Genomic DNA, 25,462 nt, shown 5'->3' with positions numbered 1-25,462 from the left:
ATCGTGAAGCGGACAGTATTCGAAGAGGAGCACGAGGCGCTCCGGGAATCCACCAGGCAGTACATCGAGCGTGAGCTCGTCCCCAATGCCGAGAAGTGGGAACAGGAACGCATGGTCGACCGGTCGGCGTACGTCGCCGCCGGCAAGTACGGCCTGATCGGGTTCAACATGCCCGAGGAGTTCGGCGGCGGCGGGTCGGACGACTTCCGGTTCAACGCCGTGATCGACGAGGAGATCGCCCGCTACGGTGGCCCCGCGCCGGCGCTGAGTCTCCAGAACGACGTCGTCGCACCGTATTTCAAGCACCTCGCCAACGACGAACAGAAGGCGCGGTGGATGCCGGGCATCGCCAGCGGTGAGCTGATCCTCGCCGTCGCGATGACCGAGCCCGGTGCCGGCAGCGACCTGGCGGGCATTCGCACGTCCGCCGTCCGCGACGGCGACGACTGGATCATCAACGGCTCCAAGACCTTCATCTCGGCGGGCATCAACAGCGATCTCGTCGTGACGGTGTGTCGCACCGATCCCGAGGCCGGGCACAAGGGCTTCACGTTGTTCGTCGTCGAACGCGGGATGGAGGGCTTCACCCGCGGCCGCAAACTGGACAAGATGGGCCTGCACTCGCAGGACACCTCGGAACTGCATTTCGAGAACGTGCGGGTCCCGTCGGCCAACATCCTCGGTCAGGAAGGCCGCGGCTTCTACCACCTGATGCAGAACCTGCCGTCGGAGCGGCTCGGCATCGCGATCTCCGCGATTGCCGGTGCGCGCGAATCCTGGCGCCAGACACTGCAATACGCCAAGGACCGCAAGGCCTTCGGTCAGCCGATCGGCAGCTTCCAGCACAACCGTTTCCTGCTGGCGGAGATGGACACCGAACTCGACGTCTGCGAGCGCTACATCGACCGGTGCCTGGAGGGCGTGCTCGACGGCGACCTGTCCGCGGTCGAGGCGGCCAAGGCAAAGTGGTTCTGCACCGAGACCGCCAAGAAGGTCATCGACGGCTGCGTGCAGCTGCACGGTGGCTACGGCTACATGATGGAGTACCGCGTCGCCCGCGACTACTGCGATGCGCGCATCCAGACGATCTTCGGTGGCACCACCGAGATCATGAAGGACATCATCGGCCGCGACCTGGGTCTGTAGTCGGCTCGGCCGACGTGGCCTGTAAGCCCCGCAAAGCCAATCGGCGCCCCTGCACAACGTGGTGCAGGGGCGCCGATTTCGTTTGAATCTGTTGGCTACCGCGCGGCCGACGTGGTGGTCGGGGTCGCCGAGGTCGACTCGGCGGCGCTCGGCGCTGCGGAGGTCGACGTCGCGGTGGTGGCCGAGGTCGAGGTGGAGGTCTCGCTACCCGCGGCGGTCACCGGGGCCGGGGCCTCAGCCAGGTCCAGCACGGTGTCGATCACGTAGATGCGGGCGTTGCTCGCCTCGATCGCGCCACACACCAGCTTGGCGGTGTCGTTGACCTTGATGTCGCCGCCGTCGCCGGTCACCTTGATCTGGGTGCCCTGCTGCGTCGGACGCTGGCCCTTGACGGTGTCATTGCCCAGCACGCCCAGGAACACGTGGTAGTAGTCCAGGCTCGTCAGCGCGGCCGGGTCGGCCTTCAGGGCCTCCAGCTTGGCCGGGTCCAGCGCCGCGAAGGCTTCGTTGGTCGGCGCGAACACGACGTACGGGCCGTTGTCCAGCACGCTGGTGATGTTCACGGCGGGGTTCAGGCCGCCGGAGATCGCCGAGTTGAAGGTGCTGATCGCCGGAATGGCGGCCAGCGCCTGGCTCACGGGCTTGTTGACCAACGTCTTCAGGTCGGGCATGCCCGTCTTGACCTTGTCGCAGCCGGGGCCCTGGGGGTCCACCGTCTTGTTGGTCGGCGGCGGCAGCGGCGGCGGGTCCGCGTAGGCGGACACTGCCAGCGGCAGCGATGCGGTCAGGGCGGCGACGGCCGCGGTTACGCCCAGAAATCTGCTGGTGCGAGTCTTCATGGTTCGGCTCCTCAGCTGTTCATGACGCGCACCCCGCCCGACCGGGGAGACCCCATCCGGGGCGTGGCGCCCGTCGAATGGTAATGGCTGGCTCTGGGAAACAGCAAAATCAGCTACCGGCGGTCCGGTTTCGTCAGGCGGGGCTGACCTGCACTTTTCGAACGCTGAAGCACAGCAGCGCGGCGACCGCGCACAAGCCTGCCGCGAGTTGAAAGGCCAGGTCATAGTTACCTTGCAGATCGCGGAGCCAGCCGGCGGCGGCCGCGGCGATCGCGGCGCCGACCTGATGCGCGGCAAACACCCAGCCGAACACCACCGGGGACCGATCACCGAAGTAGTCGCGGCACAGCGCGATCGTGGGCGGCACCGTGGCAACCCAGTCCAGGCCGTAGAAGACGATGAACACCCAGGTGCCCGGGTCGGCGTGCGCGGAAAGCAGCGAAGGCAGCAGCATCAGCGAAATCCCGCGTCCGACGTAATACACAGTGAGCAGGAGCCGCGGATCGACCCGGTCGGTGAGCCAGCCCGAACAGACCGTGCCCGCCACGTCGAGAACGCCGATCGTGGCCAGCAGCCCCGCGGCGACCGTCGTCGGCATGCCGTGGTCGCCTGCGGCAGGGATGAAGTGGGTGCCGATCAATCCGTTGGTGGTCATACCGCAGATCGCGAAGCTGCCCGCGAGGAGCCAGAACACGGGCACCCGCGCGCCGACGACGAGCCCGTCGAGCGCGGACCGGAAGCCGTTGGTCGGCGCCGCCGTCGGCGCAGGAGGATGGTGGCGCATGACGATGAGGACGGGTGCGACGACCGCGAACGCGGCCGCGGCGACGATGAGGCAGGCCCAGCGCCAGCCGTGACGGGTCGCGACCTCGGCGACCAGGGGCAGGAAGATGAGTTGCCCGGTGGCGCTGGCTGCGGTCAGCACGCCGGTCACCAGGCCGCGGCGTTCGTCGAACCAGCGGGTGGCGAGGGTCGCCACGAAGCCCATCGAGATGCAGCCGGTACCGATACCGACCAATACGCCCCAGCACGCCACCAGCTGCCAACCGGACGTCATCCGGACCGACAGTGCCGAACCGGCGGTGATCAGCCCCAGCGCCACCGACAGCACCGGCCGGACGCCGAATCGGTCCATCAGCGCAGCCGCGAACGGAGCGGTGACCCCGAACAGCGTCATGTTGACCGACATCGCGAGGCCGACCGTGGCGTGCGACCAACCGAACTCATGGTGCAGCGGGGTCATCAGCACGCCGGGGACCGCCCGGAAGCCGGCGGCGGCCAGGATCGCCAGGAAACTGACGGCGGCCACCGCCCATGCGGCGCGAGTCGGCGCAGTCGTCGAGGTGAGCGTCACCGCCCCACTCTGGCCGGTGCGCCACGGCCAGGCCAGTGGCAGAACCGACACGAATCGCACAGATTGCGCCACGCTCCCGGCCGCGGTGGCGCGCGACCTAAACTCTGCCGCATGTCAGGACCGTTGATTCTTCCCATCCAGGGCCACGCCCCGCAGCTGCACGACGAGTCGTGGGTCGCGCCGACCGCATCGGTGCTCGGCCAGGTGACGCTCGCCGCGCGGGCCAGCATCTGGTACGGCACCACGCTGCGCGCCGAGTTCGAGCCCATCGAGATCGGTGAGGGCTCCAACATCCAGGACGGCTGCACGGTGCACGTCGACCCGGGCTTCCCGGTGAAGGTGGGCGCCGGCGTCAGCGTCGGGCACAACGCGGTCCTGCACGGCTGCACGGTGGAGGACGGCGCCCTGGTGGGCATGGGGGCCATCGTCCTCAACGGCGCGGTGATCGGCGCCGGCTCCCTGGTCGCGGCCGGAACCGTTGTGCCGCAAGGTTTCGTGGTGCCGCCGGGGACCATGATCGCCGGTGTGCCGGGCAAGATCCGCCGCGAGCTGACCGAAGACGAGATCAACCACAACCGCATCAACGGCCAGGTTTACGAGCACCTGCTCACGTTGCACCGCGGCTAGTTCGACCAGGGATTTGTGCACGATTTTCCGCGCCCGCCGCGGAAAATCGTGCACAAATCACAGGGGGTGGGCCAGTTCGTCGGCGCGCATCCTGGCCACGCCCCACGCGATGGCCGTCAGCACCAACGGCACCACGCCGGACACCACGAAAATCCATTGCATCGGAACGATTTTCGACAGCGGGCCGACGATCGCGTAGGACACCGGCAGGAACACCAGCGAGACGAAGAAGTCGAGGCTCGAGACCCGGCCCAGCATCTCGGTCGGTACCCGCATCTGCAGCAGCGTCCCCCAGATCACCATGCTGGCGCCCTCGCCGATGCCGACAAGGAACGTCGCGGCGAGCATGACGGGGAACGACCACGTGCTGCCGACCACGACGAGTGGCAGCGCGCCGAGGCCCCAGATCACCATCATCGCGGTCAGGTAGTGCCGCGGCATCCGCGCGGCGGAAACCGCAAGTGCGCCAACGGCGCTGCCGATACCGAACCCGGCCATGATGAACCCGTAGGCGCGCGGGCCGTCTTCGAAGCGTCGTTCGGCGATGAACGGCACCAGCACCTCGATGGGTCCCAGCACCACCAACACGTAGACGCTCGCGACCAGCAGGGTCCACAACAGCCACGGGGTGCGGGTCATGAACCGGAAACCGTCGCGCAGGTCGTGCAGGACGTGCTTGTGCTCGACCGGTTCCTCGTCGGCCCGGACGGTGCTCGGCCGGGTGGCCACCAGCAGAACCAGGCCCACGGCGAACAACACCGCGACCGTCGTCGCACCGATACTCGGGAACGTCAGCCCGACCAGGACGCCGGCGGCGGCCGGGCCGATCGCCTGCTGCAGCACCGGGCGCACCGCGCCCTCAATACCGTTGGCCGCCAACAGTTGTTCGGCAGGCAGGATGCGGGGGAGCAACGCGCTGTAGGCCGGGAAGAAGAAGGCCGCGGCGATGCCGAGGCAGGTCGCCGCCACCGCCATGTGCCAAATGCGCAGCGCCCCAGTTGTGCTGAGGACGGCGACGGCCGTCACCGCGGCGAGGTTGACGGTCTCGACGGTGATGATGATGTTTCGTCGGTTCAGCCGGTCGGCCGCGATGCCACCGACCAACACGAAGCACACCAGGCCGGTACCCAGGCAGGTCGCCACCAGAGACAGCGCGGCCGGATCGTTGTCCAGCGCGATGACTTGCAGCGCGGCCACGACCGTCCACATGCCCTCGGCGAAGATGGACAGCGAGACGGCCGCGATGAGCAGGCGGTACTCGCGGAAACGTAAGGGCGCGAACACCCGCCAGCGGTCAGTGGTCCGCGGTTCTGGCGTTTCGACGTCGAACTGGGAACTCACCAGTCCATCGTCCCGCGCCCGTCAAGCGATTTAGGCCGTACGTCGGTATGAGCCATTGCCGCGAATGTGCAACCAGATCACCGGATCCGCGAAATCGACGCCCTGGTTGCACACTCGCGAACCCGCCGAAACGCATGACTCCGCGACTGTGCAACCAGAGCGCGTCAACCGCGGATCTGGTGATCTGTGCGCACGCTCGTGGTGTGGACCCGTTCGCTACACGTCGGTGTAGACCGGCAGCCGGCGCTCCTGGAAGGACGCCACGCCCTCGCGGAAGTCGGCGGCGTTCAAAAGCTGGATCTGCCCGGCGGTTTCGCGGGCGAACGTGTTGTTCAGCTCGGTCAGGCTGGCGTCGTTGATGGCCTGCTTGGTCTTGCGCAGGGCCACGGCCGGGCCGGACTTGAGCGCCTTGAGAACCCGGTCGACCTCGGCGTCGAGCTCGTCGGCCGCGTGCACCGAGCTCACCAGCCCGGCGGCGAGCGCCTCGGACGCGGGCAGCTTCTCGGCCAGCAGCGCCATCCGCATGGCCCGGGCCCGGCCGATCGATGCGGCGACCAGAGCCGAGGCGCCGCCGTCGGGCATCAGGCCGATCTTGGTGAACGCCAACAGGAACGCCGACTTCTCCGATGCCAGGACGATGTCGCACCCGAGGGCCAGGGACACCCCGACACCGGCGGCGACGCCGTGCACCACCGCGACCGCGGGCTTGGGCAGGTTCACCAGCGCCGCGACGGCCCGGTTGGCCGCGTTCAGCACCGCGGCGGCATCGAATTTCTTGGCCTCCTGGTCCTCGGGGCTCAGGCCCGCGCCGGAGCAGAAGCCACGGCCCGCACCGCCCAGCCGGACCACCTTGACCTCGGGATCGGTCGCGGCCTGGAGCACCGCATCGCCGAGGAGTTCGAGCATTTCCAGCGACAGCGAGTTCAGCGTGTCCGGCCGGTTGAGCGTCACGGACAACACGCCGTCTTCCAGTGAGACCGTCAGATCGTCGGATCCGGTGTAAGTCATTCAGTACCCCAGTTTCATGGGCGGGCCAGATGCCCGCACTAGACAGACTTCGTTATACAAGTAAGCTATGTCGCGGTCAATAGAACTGGGGCTCAAACCGATCGACCAAGAGGTGCATTTAGATGGCTGGACCATTGCAGGGACTGCGCGTTGTCGAGTTGGCCGGCATCGGCCCCGGACCGCACGCGGCGATGATCCTCGGTGACCTGGGCGCCGACGTGGTGCGCGTGGAACGCCCGAGCAAGTCCGGCAAGCCCAGCGGTGACTCGATGCTGCGCAACCGCCGCTCCGTCACCGCCGACCTGAAGAGCGACGAAGGACGCGAGCTGGTCCTGAGCCTGATCAAGAAGGCCGACGTCCTCATCGAAGGCTTCCGCCCGGGTGTCACCGAGCGGCTGGGCCTGGGCCCCGAAGACTGCGCCAAGCTCAACGAGCGCCTGATCTACGGCCGCATGACGGGGTGGGGCCAGACCGGACCGCGCGCCCTGCAGGCCGGCCACGACATCAACTACATCTCGCTCAACGGCCTGCTGCACGCCGTCGGCCGCAAGGGCGAACGCCCGGTGCCGCCGCTGAACCTGGCCGGCGACTTCGGTGGCGGGTCGATGTTCCTGCTGGTCGGCATCCTGTCGGCGCTGTTCGAGCGGCAGACCTCCGGCAAGGGCCAGGTGGTCGACGCCGCGATGGTCGACGGCTCCAGCGTGCTCATGCAGATGATGTGGGGCTTCCGCCGGCAGGGCATGTGGAGCGACGAGCGCGGCACCAACATGCTCGACACCGGCGCGCCGTACTACGACACCTACGAGACCGCCGACGGCAAGTACATGGCCGTCGGCTCCATCGAGCCGCAGTTCTACGCCGAGCTGCTGGCCAAGCTGGAACTCGACCCGGCGGCCCTGCCCGGCCAGAACGACGTCGCCCGCTGGCCCGAGCTGCGCGAGATCTTCACCGCTGCCTTCAAGGCGCAGACCCGGGACCACTGGACCAAGGTGTTCACCGGCTCGGACGCGTGCGTCAGCCCCGTCCTGAGCTTCGCCGAGGTCGAGACCGAGCCGCACATCGCCGAGCGCGACACCTTCTTCCGGTTCTCGCCCGACGACGGCGACAACCTCGAGCCGATGCCCGCGCCGCGGTTCTCCCGCAGCGTGCCGAGCGTTCCGACGCCGCCTCGCGTGCCCGGTTCCGACACCGAGTCGGTCCTGCGCGACTGGGCCTGAGGCGCCCCACAGATTTCCGTAACAAGAAGGGAATTGCATCAATGCAGATCAAAGATTCCGTAGCCGTCGTGACCGGTGGTGCGTCGGGCCTGGGCCTGGCGACCACCAAGCGCCTGCTCGATGCCGGCGGCAGCGTCGTCGTCATCGACCTCAAGGGTGAGGACGTCGTCGCCGAGCTGGGGCCGCGCGCCAAGTTCGTCGCCACCGATGTCACCGACGAGGCCGGCGTCGCGGCGGCGCTGGACGCGGCCGAGGAGATGGGCCCGGTCCGCATCAATGTCAACTGTGCGGGCATCGGCAACGCCATCAAGACGCTGAGCAAGAACGGTGCGTTCCCGCTCGACGGTTTTCGCAAGGTGGTCGAGGTCAACCTGATCGGCACCTTCAACGTGATCCGCCTCGCCGCCGAGCGCATCGCCAAGACCGAGCCCGTCGGCGAGGAGCGCGGCGTCATCATCAACACCGCCTCGGTCGCCGCGTTCGACGGCCAGATCGGTCAGGCCGCGTACTCGGCGTCCAAGGGTGGCGTCGTCGGCATGACCCTGCCGATCGCGCGCGACCTGTCGCGTGAGCTGATCCGCGTCTGCACCATCGCCCCGGGTCTGTTCAAGACCCCGCTGCTGGGCTCGCTGCCGGAAGAGGCGCAGAAGTCCCTCGGCCAGCAGGTGCCGCACCCCGCGCGCCTCGGTGACCCCGATGAGTACGGCGCCCTGGCACAGCACATCATCGAGAACCCGATGCTCAATGGTGAGGTCATCCGTCTGGATGGCGCGATCCGGATGGCGCCGCGCTGATGGGAATCCGGACGAAGTTCACCGAGGCCTTCGGTGTCGAGCACCCGATCGCCCAGGGCGGCATGCAGTGGGTCGGTCGCGCGGAACTGGTTGCCGCCGTTGCCAATGCGGGCGGCCTGGGTTTCATCACCGCGCTGACACAGCCGACGCCGGCGGATCTGGCCAACGAGATCGCCAAGACCCGCGACCTGACGGACAAGCCGTTCGGCGTGAACCTGACGATCCTGCCGTCGATCAACCCGCCGCCGTACGACGAGTACCGCAAGGTGATCGTCGACGCCGGCATCAAGATCGTGGAGACGGCCGGTTCCAACCCGGGACCGCACCTGCCGATGTTCCATGACGCCGGCATCAAGGTGCTGCACAAGTGCACCTCGGTGCGCCACGCCGTCAAGGCCCAGAGCCTCGGCGTCGACGGCATCAGCATCGACGGTTTCGAGTGCGCCGGTCACCCCGGTGAGGACGACGTGCCAGGCCTGGTGCTCATCCCGGCCGCGGCCAAGGAGATCGAGATCCCGATGATCGCCTCGGGCGGCTTCGGTGACGCCCGCGGCCTGGTGGCCGCACTGGCGCTCGGCGCCGACGGCATCAACATGGGCACGCGCTTCATGTGCACCGTCGAGTCGTGCATCCACCAGAACGTCAAGGAAGCCATCGTGGCGACCGACGAGCGCGGCACCGAGCTGATCTTCCGCAGCCTGCGCAACACCGCGCGCGTGGCGTCCAACGCCGTCTCGCGTGAGGTGGTGGAAATCCTCAAGGGCGGCGGCCAGTTCGAGGACGTCAAGGATCTGGTGGCCGGTGTGCGGGGCCGCAAGGTGTTCGAGAACGGCGACCTCGACGCCGGCATCTGGACCGCGGGCACCGTCATGGGCCTGATCCACGACATCCCGACGTGCGACGAGCTGATTCACCGCATCGTCGGGGAAGCCGAGGAGATCATCACCGGCCGGCTGGCCCGGATGGTCGGCGCGGGCGAAGCCGAACTCGCCGGCGTCTAGCCGCAATTCATGCGCCGAGGGCCGTGACTCCCACCGGGTCACGGCCCTCACTGCGTTCGGTGGCGGCCGGCGGGGTAGCTTTTGGCCAAAGGCGACCCGCGTTAAGGACTTTGATATGCAGCGCAGCTTGTTCGAGGTAGATCACGACGACTTCCGTGCCTCGGTGCGCGAATTCGTCTCTCGACACATCGAGCCAAATGAAGACAAGTTCATCGAGCAGCGCTACATCGACCGTGAGGTGTGGCTGGAGGCCGGCCGCAACGGGTATCTGGGGCTGGAGGTGCCCGAAGAGTACGGCGGTAGCGCCGCGGGCGATTACCGCTTCAACACCGTTCTGTGCGAAGAGCTTTCGCGGTCCAGTGCCGCCGCGGCGTCGGCGTTCACCATCCATTACGACTGCGCCGCACCATATCTGGTCACGCTGACCACCGAGGAACAGAAGCGGCGGTGGCTGCCGAAGTTCTGCACCGGCGAGATGATCACCGCTATCGGGATGACCGAGCCCTCCGGTGGATCGGACCTGGCCGCGTTGAAGACCACCGCGGTCAAGGACGGGTCCAGTTACATCATCAACGGCTCGAAGACGTTCATCACCAACGGGACCCAGGCCGACATGGTGATCGTCGCCTCGAGAACCGCACCCGAAAAGGGCTCCAAGGGCATCACGCTGTTCGCCGTCGAAACGGGCATGCCGGGGTTCACGCGCGGGCGCAAGCTGGACAAGGTGGGCCAGCCCGAAGCGGACACCGCGGAGCTGTTCTTCGAAGACGTCCGGGTCGACGAGTCGGCGATCATCGGTGAGGTCGACCGGGGCTTCATCCACATGATGACGTTGCTGCCCCAGGAGCGGATCAGCGTCGCGGTGGCCAACCTCGCCCACGTCCGGCGGATTCTGGAAGACACCGTCGAATACGCCAAGGAGCGCAAGGCGTTCGGCCAGGCCATCGGCTCCCTGCAGTGGAACAAGTTCCTGCTCGCTGACATGGTCACCAAACTCGATGTGGCGCAGGCCTATGTCGACAACTGTGTGATGGCGCACCTGAGCGGCCAGTTGACCGCCGTCGACGCGGCGAAAGCCAAGTACTGGAGTTCGGTGGTGCAGAACGAAATCCTGGACAACTGCGTCCAGATCCACGGCGGCTACGGCTTCATGAACGAGTACCGGGTCGCGCGGGCTTGGAAGGACGCCCGCGTCACCAAGATCTGGGCGGGCTCGAACGAGATCATGCGCGAGGTCATCGGTCGCGACCTGGGGCTGTAGATGGCTGTCGGGTGAGCCGGGACCCGAGCCCGGACACACAAAAAGCCACCGACCGTATTGGTCGGTGGCTTTGACGCTGGTGATCACCCCAGCGAGTCCCTGCGTGCACGCGATTTCAGTGCACGGGCGTCGCGCCTCGGCGCGGCGTCAGACTCGCGGGTGAACCCGCGGAATCAGACAGCCTCGGCGAGGTCGGGGAACTGCTCGGACGTGTCACCCTCGATCAGGACGTCCCCGTGGTACAGGGCATCGAAATCTACTTTGATGACATCTGCGTTGGTGTCGTCGATCCACATGTCTATGAGGCTATGGGTCGCTATTAAGAAATCATTGAGTCACGATTCGGAAAACGTTGGCAATTCTTACCGCTGGGTAGGTTGGCCTACTCCGACCCCCAAGTGACCCGTGGGTAGCTCACATTCCGCAAGGTCGCAGGTGATCTTGATGTGCGGACAGCGGTCCTGGTCGCGGCTTAGTTCACTGGCCAGTAGCAAACATGATGACGGTCACCGCGGTAACGCCTGGTGGGCGGTGTGAACCAGACGTCAATAAATCTCGTGACCAGGGGTGAGTGAGCATTGACAGGTCTGAGTTATCGACGATAACTTAGCGGTGTTAGCAGAAGGGGACTGCATGCTGAACCGCATCGCGCTGCTGGCCATCGCCGCGCCGAAGAGAATTCTGGCCGTCGCGGGGCTGGTCCTGATCGCCGCGGCGATCTTCGGTGTCCCGGTCGTCAAGACCCTGCCCGCGGGCGGCTTCCAAGATCCGAAGTCCGAGTCGGCACAAGCCAGCCGGCTGCTGGCCACCAAGTTCCACCAGGGCGACATGCCGATGCTGGTTACCGTCACGGCGCCTGACGGGGTCCACGGCCCGGCGGCTTCCGCGGCCGCCCGCGAGATCGTCGACCATCTGAAGGCTTCGCCGCACGTCGCCTACGTGTCTTCGGCCTGGACGGTGCCGCCGGCCGCGGCCGGGGAATTGATCAGCAAGGACGGCAAGTCCGGGCTGATCGTGGCCGGCATGAACGGCGGCGAGAACAACGCGCAGAAGTACGCCCAGGAACTCGCCGACCAGGTCGTCCACGACCGGCCCGGCGTCACCGTCAAGGCCGGTGGCGGGGCGATCATCTACTCCCAGATCAACACCCAGACAGAACATGATCTGCTGCTGATGGAGTCCATCGCGATACCGCTCAGCTTCCTGGTGCTGGTGTGGGTGTTCGGGGGACTGGTCGCCGCGGCGTTGCCGATCCTGGTGGGCGGATTGGCGATGACCGGCACCCTGGCGGTGCTGCGGACCATCACGTTCTTCACCGACGTGTCCGTCTTCGCGCTGAACGTCGCCACCGCGCTCGGGCTCGCCCTCGCCATCGACTACACATTGCTGATCATCAGTCGCTACCGCGACGAGGTGGCCGAGGGCCAGCCGCGGGACCAGGCGCTGATCCGCACCATGGTCACCGCGGGCCGCACCGTGTTGTTCTCGGCGACGACGGTCGGCCTGTCGATGGCCGCGATGCTGATGTTCCCGATGTACTTCCTCACCTCCATCGCGTACGCCGGCATCGCGACGGTCGCATTCGCCGCCGCGGCCGCGGTGATCGTCACGCCGGCCGCCATCTGGCTCCTCGGCGACCGGCTCGATTCCCTCAGCCTGCCGCACCTGTTCCGGCGCGACACCACGCCCAAACCCGTGCAGGAAATGTTCTGGTACCGCGCCGCCAAAGCCGTGATGCGCCGCTCGGTCTCGGCGAGCCTCGCCGTCGTCGCGCTGCTGCTGGTGCTGGGCGCGCCCTTCCTCGGTGCGAAATGGGGATTCCCCGACGAGCGGGTACTGCCGACCACGGCGTCGGCACACCAGCTGGGGGACCAGCTGCGCAACGACTTCGCCAACAACTCCGCCACCGACATCACCGCCGTCATTCCCGACGCCGCCGGGCTGAGCCCGGCCGCTTTCGATACGTACGCCGCCGATGTCTCGCGCGTCGCCGCGGTCACCGAAGTCTCCTCGCCCACTGGCACTTTCGTCGGCGGCCGGAAAGTGGGCCCGGCCGGTCCCGGCGCGGCGATCGTCGACGGCAGCGCCTTCCTGACAATCGGCAGCAGCGCGCCGCTGTTCTCGGACGCGTCTCAGGCGCAGCTCGATGCGGTGCACGCCGTTCGGGGACCGGACGGGCGGCTGGTGCAGTTGGCGGGCGTCGCCCAGATCAGTCACGACAGCGTGCAGGCCGTCACCGACCGGCTGCCGTGGGTGCTGGCCGTCATCGCCGTCATCACACTCGGGCTCCTGTTCCTGCTTACCGGCAGCGTGGTCCTGCCGGTGAAAGCCGTTGTCCTCAATGTCCTTTCGCTCACGGCGGCATTCGGTGCGCTGGTCTGGATCTTCCAGGACGGTCACCTCGGCGCGCTCGGCACCACGGCGACCGGAACGCTGGCGTCGAACATGCCGGTGCTGCTGTTCTGCATCGCGTTCGGGCTGTCGATGGACTACGAGGTGTTCCTGGTCGCCCGTATCCGGGAGTTCTGGCTCGTCGAACAGGACAACGACGAGAGCGTCGCGCTCGGCCTGGCCCACACCGGACGGGTCATCACCGCGGCGGCCCTCGTGATGTCGATTTCGTTCGGCGCGCTGATCGCCGCCGAGGTGTCGTTCATGCGGATGTTCGGGCTCGGCCTGACCATCGCCGTCCTCGTGGATGCCACCCTGGTGCGGACGGTGCTGGTGCCGGCGTTCATGCACCTGATGGGGCGGTGGAACTGGTGGGCGCCGGCGCCGCTGGCGCGGCTGCACAAACGCATCGGTATCAGTGAATCGGCGCCCCAGCTGTCGGAGTGCGGCGCGCGATGACGGAGGCCAAACGGCGTCGTGCCCCGCGCGGGTCCGGAGACCAGCTGCGCGACGAAATCCTGGACGCGGCAACCGAAATTCTCCTGGAATCGAACCAGGAGAAGGCGGTGTCCATCCGGTCCGTCGCACAGCGGGTGGGCGTCACCCCGCCATCGATCTACCTGCATTTCGCCGACAAGGACGCCTTGCTGGACGCGGTGTGCGGCCGGTACTTCGAGCGACTGGACGCCGTGATGCAGCAGGTGGCCGCCGAGCAACCGACGACCATCGACCGGCTGCGCGCGCAAGGGCTGGCATACGTCCGGTTCGCCCGCCAGAACCCCGAGCTCTACCGGATCGCCATGATGTCCGAGGGGCATCCGGACAGCGACGTGGACCAGGCCCTTAACACCGCGGCGTTCGTGCACATGCGGGATTCGGTGCAGGCGCTGATGGACGAGGGCAGCTATCCGGCCGGCGACGTGACGGTGACGGCGCTCGGGTTGTGGACGGTGGCGCACGGTCTGGCAGCGTTGTTCATCTCGCGGCCGTATCTGCCGTTCGGTGATCTCGAGGAGTTCGCGGACCGGGTACTCAGCGCCGCGTGCCTCGGTGGCATGGTGAGAGGACTGGGCGGACCGGATGTGGCGCCGCAACAGCTGGTCGAGCGACTGAAAGGCTCCTGACGATGACCGACACCTCGGTGGACAACCCGTTCTTCGCCCGCATGTGGATCGCGATGTCGTCGCGTGAGCGCAAGTTCATGACCAGACTGCGGCAGGAGAATCTGGCCGGGCTCCGCGGCCGGGTGCTGGAGATCGGTGCCGGAACCGGAACCAACTTCGCGTTCTATCCGGACACCGTGACCGAGGTGGTGGCCGTCGAGCCGGAGGTCCGGCTGGCGCCGCTGGCCCGGAAGGCGGCACTGACCGCGCCGGTGCCGGTGACGGTCCGCACCGAGACCGTCGAGAACTTCGACGGCGCCGATCTTTTCGACGCCGTGGTGTGCTCCCTGGTGCTGTGCTCGGTCGACCAGCCGGAAAGTGTGCTGCGGCAGGTGTATTCACGGCTCGAGCCCGGTGGTGAGCTGCGCTACTTCGAGCACGTCGCCAGCGGCGGGGTGCGGGGCCGGGTGCAGCGCTTCCTGGATTCGACGTTCTGGCCCAAGATTTCCGGCAACTGTCACGCACACCGGGAAACCGAGCAGAGCATCGTCGGTGCGGGTTTCGAGGTTTCGGATGCCCGGCGCGTGCTGATGCTGCCGGGCTGGGTGCCGCTGGCCGAGGTGGCGCTGGGCCGCGCCGTCAGGCCTGCTTGATCGTCGGCAGCAGTTCGGGCAACCGCTGCAACAGCGTCGGCAGCGCGGTGGCCGCGGTTTCGCGCAGGGATACCGTGGCCTGATCCGAGAACGGGGTCGGCTTCGGGTTCACCTCGATGACCGGAATGCCCTGCTGCACCGCGGCTTCCGGCAATGACGCCGCCGGGTACACCACCGACGACGTACCGACGGTGATGACCAGGTCGGCCGCGCTGACCGCGGCGACGGAGTTGTTCCACGCGTCGGAGGGCAGGTTCTCGCCGAACCAGACCACATTGGGCCGCACCAAGCCGCCGCAGTAGCACTCCGGCGGTTCGATGGCGATCTCGGGCTCCGGCATCGGCGGCAACGTACCTTCGAATTCGGCTTTGCAACTGTCGCAGTGGAAGTGGAACAGGCTGCCGTGCAGATGATGGACCCGTGTGCTGCCGGCCCGCTCATGCAGGTTGTCGATGTTCTGGGTGACGATGTCGACCTCGGTGTAGTCCTGCCACGCGGCGACCGCGCGGTGCCCGTCATTCGGGGATACATTGCCCATCATGTGATGGCGCCACAGATACCAGGCGAACACTCGCTCGGGGTGGCGGCGCCAGGCGTCCGAGCTGGAAATTTCGTAGGGGTCGGTGTTGGCCCACAGGCCGGTCTCGGCATCCCGGAAGGTCGGCACGCCACTGTCGGCGGACATTCCCGCACCGCTGAACACCGTCACCCGCATTGGACCACGTTATCGGGTTCTGGGTGATCTGGGCCACCTCGTCATCGGTCATACTCGGCTGGTGACCGATTTCGGTGAGTGGGTGCGCCTCGATCCGCACGCGGGGCCGTTGTTCGACCAGTTGCGGCTGCAGATCATCGAAGCCATTCGTGCTGGGCGCCTGCCCGCCGGTACCCGCCTGCCCACTGTGCGTGAGCTGGCCGGCACGCTGGGAATGGCCGCCAATACCGTCGCCCGGGCCTACCGCGAGCTCGAGACCGCCGGGGTCCTCGAAACCCGGGGGAGGTCTGGAACTTTCGTGGCGGCTGCCGACCCGGCTGCCGCGGCCATGGTGGACGCGGCCAATGCCTTCGCCGACACCGCCCGGGCATTGGGCGTGCTGAAAGCCGACGCGCTGCGGTATCTGGACGCGGCGTTCGAGTAGGGCGGGGTGCTTCGCGAGTGTGCGAGCAGAGCGCCCGTTTCGCGGATCCGGCGAGCTGTGTGCACATTCGCGCGCCAGTTCCTGGCCGCTGCGGGGCTTCGCATGAGTGCGCGCTGGGAGCTGTCGCAAAACGTGACATTGTCAGCCCTTGGTGACGGCTTTGACCTGGCACTGCCGCCGGAGGGTGGTGCGCAGGACGGGGATTGAACCCGCGGCATCCGTCTTATAAGGACGGCGCTCTGACCAACTGAGCTACCTGCGCATGCGCGCCCCTGGAGAGATTCGAACTCCCAGCCATCTGCGTCGAAAGCAGGTGCTCTTCCGTTGAGCTACAGGGGCATTTGGCGGAGGCGGCGGGAGTCGAACCCACAACCGCTGGACAGCGGCCACGGCTCAGCAAGCCGCTGCATTACCGTTCTGCCACGCCTCCGTGGTTGTCCGGGATGGGCTTGAACCACCTGCCTCCGCCGTATCAGGGCGACGCTCTAACCAGATGAGCTACCGGACATTGGGTTAGTGCCTCGGATTGCAGTCAGTGGGTGACTGCAATCCGAGGCGTTGTCGAAGTTGGGGTGTGCGACGGGACTCGAACCCGCTTCGCCCAAGCTCACAACCTGGGGCCTCGACCGCTTCGGCATCGCACACAGCGGAAGACAGAGGAGTCGAACCCCAGGGCTTTCACCCCGCGCCCGTTTTCGAAACGGGATGCGCCACCACGGCGCGCTGTCTTCCTGAAGCTGACCCGCCAGGATTCGAACCTGAACCGGCTGAACCAAAATCAGCAGTGCTACCGGTTACACCACGGGTCATCGGTGCGTGCGGAGGGATTCGAACCCCCTGTGCCTGAAGGCCTCTGGTTTACAGCCAGGTGCGACACTCCCGCGTCGCCGCGCACGCTTGGCTACCCCGGCAGGAGTCGGACCTGCAACCTACTCCGTAACAGGGAGCTGCTCTGCCAGTTGAGCTACGGGGCAACGTGTTTCGTCGTGGCGGGGCGAGAGGTGACGGACCTCCCGCCCCGCCCGACGGGTTTCAAACCAATTCGGGGACCCGGTAGCGATCCCGATCGCGGGGTTCATAGGGCTCCCAGAGCAGCCGCATACCGGCTTCCTCCGGTGTGCGGTCACTCTTGCGGCCGTTGCACGGCGCGCACGCCGTAATGAGGTTCAGCCAGGTGTCTTGCCCGCCTCGCGACACCGGCTCGATGTGATCCACCGTGTCGCCATGGCCACCGCAATAGCCGCAGGTGTAGCCGTCGCGAGCCAGGACCCCGTCACGGGTGACCCGGTTGTGCGGCCGGTACGGCACGTGGACGTACTGATGCAGCGCGACGGATGCGGGCAGCTCGATGACAGTCGACGGGCTGTGTATGTGCACGGCCGGACTGTGGCGTTCGATCACGTAGACCGAACCCCGCAGCAGCAGCCGGACCGCCTCCTGCCAGCTCACGTGGGTCAGCACGCGGTAGTCGGCGTTGTACACCGCCACGGCCCGGTGACTGGCCTGGTGTTGTCGAAAATGCGTCATACCGCGTGCCTCCCTTCTGATCAGTTACACCTCACCGGCAGTGATGAATGTGCTGTGCGCCGTGAGGGTTTCGATCCTCCGTCTCCAGATTAAGAGTCTGGTGCTATCCCAGCTCAGCTAACGGCGCCTGTGCCCCGCGAGGGAGTCGAACCCCCAACACCTGGAACCTAAATCCAGTGCCTCTTCCAGTTGGGCCAGCGGGGCATGCGTGCGCTCGGCAGGACTTGAACCTGCACGCCGGGGCTACCGGCACCCGGGTTTGAGCCGGGCGCGTCTGCCGAAGTTTTCGCCACGAGCGCGAATGCCAACACTATGTAGTTCTCAAAGTTCTTCCAGCGCAGGCTGACTCGTACCGCACTGCATGTCCGGATCGATCCGGCGTGTGATCAATGATGCGCATCGACGCGGGAGTTGTCGAGCGAATATGTACACGAAATATGTTGCTGTGCAACGCAATTGGGTGCACGGAACTACAGGAACGTCAGGCGACGTTCCTGCCAGCGAAAACTGTAAGATTGTGAAATTTGTGAGAGTCTGGCCCGAGCTTCCGTCCGCCGCGCACGCCGGCATGCGCGGCGTAAGTACGGCGGAATGGCCGGAAGCGCATGGGCTGCCAGAGGATGCTGCTGTGCTCGCTTGATATGGAGCTGACGGTGCCTGCGCACGACAAAGCCGCCGTCGGCGTCGAAGACACCTCGGCGAGCTGGTCGTCATGCAGAAAAGCCACGGGTCAACGGTAACAGCGCCGGGCGACAAAACCGAGTGGTTATTTCCGCCGGTGAAACCTCAACCGCGCCAGTGCAACACGTCGAGCGCGACGCCGATTTCGACGCTGTTGTCGGTCAGCGGGCGCGGCAGCAGTTCGTCGGCGCGGGCGAGCCGGCGCAGCAAGGTGTTGCGATGCGTGAAGAGCTTGGCCGCGGCACGGGACACGTTGCACTGCTCATGGACGAACGCGCGCACCGCGGACCGCAATTCCGGGCTCGCGGCTTCCAGTTCGCCGAGAACGCGTTTGACGAATACCGCCGCACGGTCGGCGTCCGCGGTGAGCAGCGCCACGAGTTCGATATCGGTGTATTCGGCGATCTGCTGCGGTGAGTGCAGGCGCGCCATCATCTGCTGGGTGGTGATGGCGTCGAAGTGGCTGCGCCGGAACCCGTCTACCCCGGTGCCGGTGGAACCGATCGCGACGCGCACTTCGGCTCCGGCGGCTGAGGCCACCGCGTCGATGTCGACGGCGCCGGGTGCCCACACCCACCGGGTGGCGCTACTGGCCAGCACCGTGAGCGGGCGGCCACCAGCGGCACGCCCGAAAGTTTCAGCGGCACGGTCCAATTGCGACAGGTCGCCATCGGGGTTGTCGGTCCAGATGACGGCCGCGGTATGGGTGCCGCCGAGGCCGTATCCGAGGCGGCTTTCGGCGCGCGGACGGGGGATCGGGGCGCCCTCCAGGAGCAGTGCGACGGTGGCGCGCCGCTCGGCGTGGCTGCCGCGCGTGAGTTCGTCGCGCTCGAGTTCGATCTGGGCGGCGATGGCTGCCAGGGTGGCCTCGATGAAGTCGCTGATCGACTGTGAGCAGACGTCGAGCAGCGCGTGCAGGTCCGCCGGGTCGGAGGTCAGTTCGAAGGCGATGTCCATCAAGCGCCGCCACGCCACGCCTTCACCGACCCGGTAGGCGTCCAAGGTGTACGAGTCGACGCCGCGCCGGACCATTTCCCGGGCGACGCTCATGGGTTCGGTGCCGGCGTTGGCTGGTACCGGTGCGCCGGGATCGCGCACGTTGGCCGCACCCCAGAACAACAGGTTCGAACGGTTGCTCCGGCTGACGGCGTTGGCCAGTTCGGGATCGGAGGCGATGGCCGGGTTGGCGCCCAGTACAGCGCGGTCGAGTTCGTCGAGCCATTCCGCGGGGGCGTTGACGACGACCTGCGCGCACTGCCGGATCAGGTCGCGTACCTGCGGTGATGGCTGCGCGCCGTCCATGGGGTGAGCGTATCGCGTGTGGTGCATTTTGCACCGCAGGCAGCCAAAGTTGAGATGTTTTGACCTTCAGCCGGGGGCTCGTCGCGCGCCACCATTATTGCCAACCCCATCACCGCCAACAGGGAGTTCGCAATGGAGCACACCGCCAACACCACCCAGGTCGACGTCCTGATCGTCGGCGCCGGAATCTCCGGCATCGGTGCCGCCTACTACCTGCAACAGGAGCATCCCGGAAGGTCGTACACGATCCTGGAATCCCGCGGCGCGACCGGCGGCACCTGGGATTTGTTCCGGTACCCCGGCATTCGCTCCGACTCCGACCTGCACACCTTCGGATACGAGTTCAAGCCGTGGCGCGACGAAGACGCCATCGCCTCCGCCGACAAGATCCTCGCCTACCTACGAGAGACGGTGCGCGAGAACAACATCGACCGCAACATCCGGTTCCACCACAAAGTGCTGGGTGCCGCGTGGGACAGCGGCACCGCGCGGTGGCTCGTCGACGTCGAGCGCACCGACACCGACGAACTGGTGCAAATCTCCGCCAACTGGCTCTTCTGTGCCGGCGGCTACTACCGCTACGACCAGGGCTTCACCCCGCAGTTCCCGGGCCGCGACCGCTTCGCCGGCCAGGTCGTGCACCCGCAGCACTGGCCCGAGGACCTCGACTACACGGGCAAGAAGGTCGTCATCATCGGCAGCGGGGCGACCGCGGTGACGCTGGTGCCGTCGATGGCGGCCAAGGCCGCGCACGTCACCATGCTGCAGCGGTCGCCGACGTACATCCTGCCGGTGCCGTCGAAAGACGCGTTCGCCAACGTGGCCGGTCGCGTACTCGGCGCCGACCGCGGCTACGCGCTGGCCCGGCGCAAGAACGTCATCCGGCAGCGCGCCGTCTACACCTTCTGCCAGAAGTATCCGGCCGCCGCCCGGCGGTTGATCCGCTGGACCAACGCCCGCGAGCTGCCCGCGGGCTATCCCGTCGACACCCATTTCAGCCCGGACTACAAGCCGTGGGACCAGCGCCTGTGCACGGTGCCCGACGCCGACCTGTTCAAGGCGATCGGCAGCGGCAAGGCCGCGGTGGTCACCGACCGGATCGCGACCTTCACCGAGACCGGCATCGAACTGGAATCCGGGCAGCACCTGGATGCCGACATCATCGTCACCGCAACCGGTTTGAACGTCCAGCTGTTCGGCGGGATGACGCTGACCGTCGACGGTCAGGCGGTGGACCTCTCGGAAACCGTCGCCTACAAGGGCATCATGCTGTCGGGTGTGCCGAACTTCGCCTTCGCTTTCGGCTACACCAACTCGTCGTGGACGCTCAAGGTCGGCTTGCTGTGCGAGCACTTCTGCCGACTGCTGAGCCACATGGACGAACGCGGATTCGACAGCGTCCGGCCGGAGTTCGACGATCCGGGCATGGAAACCAAGCCGCTGCTGGACTTCGCGGCGGGATACGTGCAGCGGGTCGCGGACACGCTGCCGCGGCAGGGCGCCGCTGGCCCCTGGGTGATGTCGATGAACTACAACTTCGACCGCGAGGTGCTGCGGCACGGCGCGGTCACGGATCCGAACCTGCGGTTCGCCGCCGCCCGTCGCGCAGAAGTTCAAGCGTTCGCGCCGGTTTCCTGATCTGCTCTCAGGGCGGCCGTGTACGCTGGCGTGAATGGAGAGCTTCTCGCCAGCGGTGCCGCCCGAGATTCCCGATGTCCCTTCAGCTGTCGGTGTCGAGTTGCCGTCCGGGCCAGTGCCCGGGCGGCCTTATTCGTTGCCGCTGGACTTGCTCTCCGAGCAGTACGGCCCACTGTTCTACGCCGACCTCGGGCCCGGCCGCCGCCTCTATGCCTGCTCGCTGGCACTGGTCGACGAACTCTGCGATGAGAGCCGGTTCAGCAAAGCACTCACGGGCCGGTTGGCGAGGTTCCGCCCGGTGGTCGGCAACGGGCTGTTCACCGCGTACCCCGGCGAGGAGGGCTGGCAGGAAGCTCACGACGTCTTGATCCCCGGCTTCAGCTTCAGCGGGCTGCGCAGCTATCACCCCGCCATGCTCGACATCAACCGGCAACTGATCGCACAGTGGGACGCGGCGGTCGGCACGCGGACGGTGGACGTGGCCGGTGATCTGGCGAAGCTGGCCATGGACACCGTCGGTCTGGCTGGTTTCGGGGCCCGGTTCGACTCCTATCAGCACGACGGACTCGCCGACATCCCAGCGAGTTTCGCGGCCACGCTGAACCAGGTCCTGCTCGGATCCAACGCCGACCAGGCGGTGTTCGAGACCGAGCGCGGCAAGCTGTTCAGCTTCATCACCGACCTCATCGGCCGGCACCGTGCGGGGGACGTGGACCTCGACGATCTCCTGGCCCTGATGCTGCAGCCCGGTCCCGACGGGGTGCCGCTGCTGGACGACGACAGCATCCGCAACCAGATCGCCACGTTCCTGGTTGCCGGCCAGGACACGACGTCGATACTGATGCCGACGGCCTTGTACAGCATCGTCAAGAACCCGGCGGTGCTGCACCGCGCGCAGGCCGAGGCGGACGCGGTGTTCGGCCCCGACGACGACCACGTGCCGGCGTTCGACGAGATCGGCAAGCTCACCTACATCCGCCAGATCATCGACGAGGCGCTGCGCCTGTCCCCGCCGGTGCGGGAATTCGATCGAATGGCCTTGTCGGACACCGTCATCGGTGGCAAGTACCCGGTGCGCCAGGGTGAAGCCGTGACGGTGCTAACGTCGTCACTGCATCGGCAACCGGAGTGGGGCGACAACGTCGAGATCTTCGATCCGGACCGGTTCGCGCCAGACCGGGCGGGGCAGCGGCCGGTCAACCTGTTCAAGCCGTTCGGCACCGGTGCGCGGTCGTGCATCGGCCGCCAGTTCGCGCTGCACGAAGCGACCATGGCGATCGCCACTCTGGTGCACCGCTACCGGTTCGTCGACGTCGGGCACTACACGCTGCGTACCCACAGTGATGTGTTGCGCAAGCCGGAGGGGTTCTACGTCGAACTCATCCGCCGCACCCCGGAGGAGCGCCGCCAAGCTCCGGCGGCCGTCGCTGCCGCGCCGGTGACACAATCCCGCGCGACCGTGCCGCCGGGCACGAAACTGCTTGTGCTGCATGGTTCGAACCTCGGAAACTGCCGGTCGTTGGCGCAGCAACTCGGTGACGAGGCCGTCGACCTCGGCTACGAAACGACCGTCGCCGCACTGGATTCCGCAACCGCGGCACTGCCGGACCAGGGGGCGGTGGTGATCGTCGCCGCGTCGTACAACGGGATGCCGACCGACGATGCCCGGACGTTCGTGGACTGGCTGGACGGGTCGGCGGATCAAGTACCGGCAGTGCCGTACGCGGTACTCGGTGTCGGAGACCGGAACTGGGCCGAGACATACCTGGCGATACCGCGGCGCATCGACGCCCGGCTCGTGGAACTCGGTGCCACACAACTGCTTCCGATGGCCGAAGCCGACACCTCGGGCGACTTCGCTGGTGTGGTCGAGGATTTCTCGGTGGCACTGTGGAATGCGCTCGGCGGTGTCTTCGGCGCCGTCGCCGCCGATGAGCCCGTGGCCGATGAGCCGCTCTACGATCTGCGCGCCATCGACGGGCCGGTTACCGCCGCGATCGATGCCCGCCATCAAGTGCAACCGGCGACGGTGTTGGACAACATTCCGTTGGTGGACACGGGCTCCGAGTTCGGGCAGGACAAGCGGCTCATCCGGATCGCGCTGCCCGACGGCGTCGACTATCAGACCGGCGACCACCTGACCGTATTGCCGGACAACAGCCCCGCCCTGGTCGACGAGGTCGGTGAACTGCTGGACCTGCGCCTCGACCGTCGCATCTCGATCAATCCACGGCGCAGTACCCGGCGGGCCATCCCGATCGACCGGGAAGTCACTGTGCGCCAACTGCTTACGCACTTCCTGGAACTGCGCAAGCCGGCGACCCGCAGTCAGCTGCTACGGCTCGCGGCCGCCAACCCGTGTCCGCCGGAACGGGCCGCGCTGACCGCCCTGGCCGACGACCCCGAGGCCCGCGCACTGAGCATCACCGACTGCCTGGCGGAGTTCCCGGCCACCAAGCTGAGCCGCCAAGAGTTGTTGGAGCTCTTCGAACCGATGTCCCCGCGGCACTATTCGATCGCCACCTCGTCGCGCCGCCGCGTCCGGGAAGTCGAACTGGTCGTGGGGGTGCTGGAAGGGCCGGCCCGGTCCGGCTCCGGTGTCTTCCGCGGCGTCTCATCCAGCTACCTCGCGGATGCTGTGCCGGGACAGCAGATTCGGATGCGGGTCGACCCGGCTCGGCAGGCCTTCCGGGCGGGCGCCGATCCGACCCGCAACGTCATCCTGGTCAGCGCCGGGACGGGTGTGGCCCCGTTCCGGGGCTTCATCGGAGACCGGCTGGGCGCATTGGAAGCAGGGGAGCCGTTCACCGCCGCGCTGTGTTTCTTCGGCGTGCGGCACCCCGACGTGGACTACCTGTTCCGCCACGAGGCCGAGGACGCCGAACGTCTCGGCGTCGTGCGGATGCGTCCGGCGTTCTCGCGGGCCGGTGATGAGGTCAAGTACGTGCAGGACCGGATCGCCGCGGACGCCGACGAAGTCTGGGACATGCTCGGAAACCCGGACAACGACACCCACGTCTACGTGTGCGGCGACGGTGCCCGGATGGCGCCCGCCGTGCGCGCCGCGTTCCAGGACATCTACCGCAGCAAGACCGGCGCCGACGACGAGGCAGCCCGCGCCTGGCTCGCCGGACTGGTCAGCACCGACCGCTACGTCGAGGACGTCTGGGCCGGCTGACTGGTCGTGCCGCGCAGGGCGGTCAGCCCGCGCATGCCGTGGTAGATCACCAGCGCCGCAACGGAACCGAGCGCGATGCCGGTGAACGTCAACGGTCCGGCCTGCCAGGTGAAGTCGGCGATGCCGATGATCAGCGGGATGGCGGCGGTCATCTGGTTGATCGGCTGCGAGAAATCCACGTGGTTGGTCAGCCAGATCCGCACCCCGAGGATGCCGACCAGACCGTAGAGCACGATCGTCGCCCCGCCCAGCACGCCCGGCGGAATGGCCGAGATGGCCGCACCGACCTTGGGACACAACGACAGTGCGACGGCCACGGCAGCAGCGACCCAATACGCGGCCGTCGAATAGATGCGGGTCGCCGCCATCACGCCGATGTTCTCGGCGTACGTGGTGGTGGCCGAACCGCCGCCCGCACCGGCCAGCACGGTGGCCACGCCGTCGGCCGCCAACGCCCGGCCCATCAGTGGATCCAGATCCTTCCCGGTCATCTGGCCCACTGATTTCACGTGCCCGATGTTCTCGGCGATCAGCGCGATCACCGCCGGCAAGAACATCGGCAGGACCGCCAGGCTGAACGACGGCCCGTGGAATTCGGGCAGCCCGATCCACGGGGCGGCGGCGATGGCCGCGGTGTTCACCTCGCCGAGAGCCAGTGCCAGCAGGTAGCCGACCACCACGGCCAGGAAGATCGCCAGCCGGCCGATGATGCCACGGAAGAACGCCAGGGTCGCGACCAACAGCACCAGCGTCACCAGCCCGACCAGCGGCCCCTTCTCAAAGTTGTTCTTCGCCGCCGGTGCCAGGTTGAAACCGATCAGGGCGACGATCGCACCGGTCACGACCGGCGGCAGCGTCACATCGAGCCAGTGCGTGCCGACCAGATGCACCACCCCGCCGACCAGGATCAGCAGCAGGCCCACGGCGATCAGGCCGCCCAGCGCGCTGCCGGTTCCGTGCGCGGCGACCGCGGCGGTGACCGGTGCGATTACCGAGAAGCTCGACCCGAGATAGCTCGGCAGCCGATTTCCGGTGATGAGCAGGAACGCGATCGTGCCGACGCCGGAGAACAACAGCGTCGTGGCCGGCGGGAAACCGGTCAGCACCGGCACCAGGAACGTGGCGCCGAACATCGCCACCACGTGCTGGGCACCGATACCGATGGTGCGGGGCCAGCTGAGCCGTTCATCGGGGCCGACGACGGCGGCGTCCGGTCCGACCGGCGTCCAGGAGAGCGGAATCATCCGGTCATAGTGCCGGAC

Annotated in this window: 21 protein-coding genes and 12 tRNA genes; 12 read left to right on the top strand and 21 right to left on the bottom strand. The window is 67.1% G+C overall.

What is annotated here, in order from left to right:
• Window positions 1-3: 3 nt before the first annotated feature.
• The gene (locus tag ACJH7A_RS13595) at window positions 4-1,146 is read left to right on the top strand and encodes an acyl-CoA dehydrogenase family protein (RefSeq protein ID WP_346415172.1); all 1,143 of its coding nucleotides are present in this window, start codon (window positions 4-6) and stop codon (window positions 1,144-1,146) included.
• 95 nt (window positions 1,147-1,241) lie between these two features.
• Here the strand turns inward: ACJH7A_RS13595 and ACJH7A_RS13590 are convergent, their stop codons facing one another.
• Together ACJH7A_RS13590 and ACJH7A_RS13585 are read right to left on the bottom strand one after the other, a co-directional pair.
• A complete protein-coding gene (locus ACJH7A_RS13590) occupies window positions 1,242-1,985 on the bottom strand; it encodes a fasciclin domain-containing protein (RefSeq protein WP_346415171.1) in 744 nt (247 codons plus the stop codon).
• Between the two features lie 133 nt (window positions 1,986-2,118).
• Window positions 2,119-3,339, bottom strand: coding sequence for an MFS transporter (locus ACJH7A_RS13585; RefSeq protein WP_406802139.1), 1,221 nt, complete (start codon window positions 3,337-3,339; stop codon window positions 2,119-2,121).
• Window positions 3,340-3,450: 111 nt separating this feature from the next.
• Between ACJH7A_RS13585 and ACJH7A_RS13580 the strand changes: the two genes are divergently transcribed.
• Window positions 3,451-3,966: a gamma carbonic anhydrase family protein gene (locus ACJH7A_RS13580; protein WP_155902415.1), complete on the top strand. Its 516-nt coding sequence runs from the start codon at window positions 3,451-3,453 to the stop codon at window positions 3,964-3,966.
• Between the two features lie 57 nt (window positions 3,967-4,023).
• On the opposite strand, the gene tet(V) is transcribed toward ACJH7A_RS13580, so the two are convergent.
• Together tet(V) and ACJH7A_RS13570 are read right to left on the bottom strand one after the other, a co-directional pair.
• Window positions 4,024-5,307 (bottom strand): tetracycline efflux MFS transporter Tet(V), encoded by a 1,284-nt coding sequence (gene tet(V) / locus ACJH7A_RS13575; protein WP_406802129.1) that lies wholly within the window; start codon window positions 5,305-5,307, stop codon window positions 4,024-4,026.
• 216 nt (window positions 5,308-5,523) lie between these two features.
• Window positions 5,524-6,315 carry an enoyl-CoA hydratase gene (locus tag ACJH7A_RS13570; RefSeq protein ID WP_406802128.1) on the bottom strand — a complete coding sequence of 264 codons (792 nt, stop codon included), beginning with the start codon at window positions 6,313-6,315 and terminating at the stop codon, window positions 5,524-5,526.
• 122 nt (window positions 6,316-6,437) lie between these two features.
• Between ACJH7A_RS13570 and ACJH7A_RS13565 the strand changes: the two genes are divergently transcribed.
• The 4 genes from ACJH7A_RS13565 to ACJH7A_RS13550 all read left to right on the top strand — a co-directional run bounded on the left by ACJH7A_RS13565 (window position 6,438) and on the right by ACJH7A_RS13550 (window position 10,588).
• Window positions 6,438-7,532 carry a CaiB/BaiF CoA transferase family protein gene (locus ACJH7A_RS13565; protein WP_406802127.1) on the top strand — a complete coding sequence of 365 codons (1,095 nt, stop codon included), beginning with the start codon at window positions 6,438-6,440 and terminating at the stop codon, window positions 7,530-7,532.
• Window positions 7,533-7,573: 41 nt separating this feature from the next.
• Entirely contained in the window at window positions 7,574-8,326 is a 753-nt protein-coding gene (locus ACJH7A_RS13560) for a 3-hydroxyacyl-CoA dehydrogenase (RefSeq protein WP_346415167.1), read from the top strand.
• Window positions 8,326-9,327, top strand: coding sequence for an NAD(P)H-dependent flavin oxidoreductase (locus ACJH7A_RS13555; protein ID WP_406776026.1), 1,002 nt, complete (start codon window positions 8,326-8,328; stop codon window positions 9,325-9,327). The genes ACJH7A_RS13560 and ACJH7A_RS13555 overlap by 1 nt, the downstream gene beginning before the upstream one ends.
• Window positions 9,328-9,442: 115 nt before the next feature.
• Complete coding sequence (locus tag ACJH7A_RS13550; protein WP_346415165.1) at window positions 9,443-10,588, top strand: acyl-CoA dehydrogenase family protein; 1,146 nt, start codon at window positions 9,443-9,445, stop codon at window positions 10,586-10,588.
• Window positions 10,589-10,761: 173 nt separating this feature from the next.
• Here the strand turns inward: ACJH7A_RS13550 and ACJH7A_RS13545 are convergent, their stop codons facing one another.
• The gene (locus ACJH7A_RS13545) at window positions 10,762-10,884 is read right to left on the bottom strand and encodes a hypothetical protein (protein WP_020099274.1); all 123 of its coding nucleotides are present in this window, start codon (window positions 10,882-10,884) and stop codon (window positions 10,762-10,764) included.
• 337 nt (window positions 10,885-11,221) lie between these two features.
• Between ACJH7A_RS13545 and ACJH7A_RS13540 the strand changes: the two genes are divergently transcribed.
• From ACJH7A_RS13540 to ACJH7A_RS13530, 3 genes are read left to right on the top strand one after another with little or no spacing between them, the layout of a single operon-like run.
• Window positions 11,222-13,438 carry an MMPL family transporter gene (locus ACJH7A_RS13540; protein ID WP_406802126.1) on the top strand — a complete coding sequence of 739 codons (2,217 nt, stop codon included), beginning with the start codon at window positions 11,222-11,224 and terminating at the stop codon, window positions 13,436-13,438.
• Window positions 13,435-14,103 (top strand): TetR/AcrR family transcriptional regulator, encoded by a 669-nt coding sequence (locus ACJH7A_RS13535; protein ID WP_406802125.1) that lies wholly within the window; start codon window positions 13,435-13,437, stop codon window positions 14,101-14,103. The genes ACJH7A_RS13540 and ACJH7A_RS13535 overlap by 4 nt, the downstream gene beginning before the upstream one ends.
• A gap of 2 nt (window positions 14,104-14,105) precedes the next feature.
• Window positions 14,106-14,735, top strand: a complete 630-nt coding sequence (locus ACJH7A_RS13530) for a bifunctional 2-polyprenyl-6-hydroxyphenol methylase/3-demethylubiquinol 3-O-methyltransferase UbiG (RefSeq protein ID WP_064859959.1) — start codon at window positions 14,106-14,108, stop codon at window positions 14,733-14,735.
• On the opposite strand, the gene ACJH7A_RS13525 is transcribed toward ACJH7A_RS13530, so the two are convergent.
• Window positions 14,722-15,450 carry an NAD-dependent deacylase gene (locus ACJH7A_RS13525; protein WP_064859958.1) on the bottom strand — a complete coding sequence of 243 codons (729 nt, stop codon included), beginning with the start codon at window positions 15,448-15,450 and terminating at the stop codon, window positions 14,722-14,724. The genes ACJH7A_RS13530 and ACJH7A_RS13525 overlap by 14 nt on opposite strands.
• Before the next feature lie 61 nt (window positions 15,451-15,511).
• Here ACJH7A_RS13525 and ACJH7A_RS13520 point away from each other — a divergent pair, with 61 nt between their 5' ends.
• A complete protein-coding gene (locus ACJH7A_RS13520; RefSeq protein WP_133425552.1) occupies window positions 15,512-15,874 on the top strand; it encodes a GntR family transcriptional regulator in 363 nt (120 codons plus the stop codon).
• Between the two features lie 185 nt (window positions 15,875-16,059).
• Here ACJH7A_RS13520 and ACJH7A_RS13515 read toward each other — a convergent pair.
• From ACJH7A_RS13515 to ACJH7A_RS13450, 14 genes are all read right to left on the bottom strand, one after another.
• A tRNA-Ile gene (locus ACJH7A_RS13515) sits at window positions 16,060-16,136 on the bottom strand.
• Between the two features lie 5 nt (window positions 16,137-16,141).
• Window positions 16,142-16,213: transfer RNA gene (locus tag ACJH7A_RS13510), tRNA-Arg, on the bottom strand.
• A gap of 3 nt (window positions 16,214-16,216) precedes the next feature.
• Window positions 16,217-16,304, bottom strand: a tRNA-Ser gene (locus ACJH7A_RS13505).
• A gap of 1 nt (window position 16,305) precedes the next feature.
• Window positions 16,306-16,382: transfer RNA gene (locus ACJH7A_RS13500), tRNA-Ile, on the bottom strand.
• A 60-nt stretch (window positions 16,383-16,442) separates the two neighbouring features.
• Window positions 16,443-16,519, bottom strand: a tRNA-His gene (locus tag ACJH7A_RS13495).
• A 2-nt stretch (window positions 16,520-16,521) separates the two neighbouring features.
• Window positions 16,522-16,606, bottom strand: a tRNA-Ser gene (locus tag ACJH7A_RS13490).
• A gap of 5 nt (window positions 16,607-16,611) precedes the next feature.
• Window positions 16,612-16,683: transfer RNA gene (locus tag ACJH7A_RS13485), tRNA-Gln, on the bottom strand.
• Window positions 16,684-16,687: 4 nt separating this feature from the next.
• Window positions 16,688-16,771: transfer RNA gene (locus tag ACJH7A_RS13480), tRNA-Tyr, on the bottom strand.
• A gap of 1 nt (window position 16,772) precedes the next feature.
• Window positions 16,773-16,848, bottom strand: a tRNA-Asn gene (locus tag ACJH7A_RS13475).
• 58 nt (window positions 16,849-16,906) lie between these two features.
• The gene (locus ACJH7A_RS13470) at window positions 16,907-17,401 is read right to left on the bottom strand and encodes an HNH endonuclease (protein ID WP_406784214.1); all 495 of its coding nucleotides are present in this window, start codon (window positions 17,399-17,401) and stop codon (window positions 16,907-16,909) included.
• A 55-nt stretch (window positions 17,402-17,456) separates the two neighbouring features.
• Window positions 17,457-17,528: transfer RNA gene (locus ACJH7A_RS13465), tRNA-Lys, on the bottom strand.
• A gap of 3 nt (window positions 17,529-17,531) precedes the next feature.
• Window positions 17,532-17,605 (bottom strand) — tRNA-Leu (locus ACJH7A_RS13460).
• A 5-nt stretch (window positions 17,606-17,610) separates the two neighbouring features.
• Window positions 17,611-17,700: transfer RNA gene (locus ACJH7A_RS13455), tRNA-Leu, on the bottom strand.
• Window positions 17,701-18,187: 487 nt separating this feature from the next.
• Complete coding sequence (locus ACJH7A_RS13450) at window positions 18,188-19,384, bottom strand: PucR family transcriptional regulator (protein WP_406802124.1); 1,197 nt, start codon at window positions 19,382-19,384, stop codon at window positions 18,188-18,190.
• A gap of 132 nt (window positions 19,385-19,516) precedes the next feature.
• Here ACJH7A_RS13450 and ACJH7A_RS13445 point away from each other — a divergent pair, with 132 nt between their 5' ends.
• Together ACJH7A_RS13445 and ACJH7A_RS13440 are read left to right on the top strand one after the other, a co-directional pair.
• Window positions 19,517-21,022, top strand: coding sequence for a flavin-containing monooxygenase (locus tag ACJH7A_RS13445; protein WP_406802123.1), 1,506 nt, complete (start codon window positions 19,517-19,519; stop codon window positions 21,020-21,022).
• Between the two features lie 34 nt (window positions 21,023-21,056).
• Window positions 21,057-24,200 carry a cytochrome P450 gene (locus ACJH7A_RS13440; RefSeq protein WP_406802122.1) on the top strand — a complete coding sequence of 1,048 codons (3,144 nt, stop codon included), beginning with the start codon at window positions 21,057-21,059 and terminating at the stop codon, window positions 24,198-24,200.
• Here ACJH7A_RS13440 and ACJH7A_RS13435 read toward each other — a convergent pair.
• Entirely contained in the window at window positions 24,173-25,444 is a 1,272-nt protein-coding gene (locus ACJH7A_RS13435; RefSeq protein WP_318986247.1) for a solute carrier family 23 protein, read from the bottom strand. The genes ACJH7A_RS13440 and ACJH7A_RS13435 overlap by 28 nt on opposite strands.
• Between the last annotated feature and the right edge of the window lie 18 nt (window positions 25,445-25,462).

The sequence above is a fragment of the Mycobacterium sp. SMC-17 genome (assembly GCF_045310915.1).
GTDB lineage: Bacteria > Actinomycetota > Actinomycetes > Mycobacteriales > Mycobacteriaceae > Mycobacterium.
Note: the sequence above shows the minus strand (reverse complement) of the source record. Positions and strands in the feature narration are given on the sequence as shown.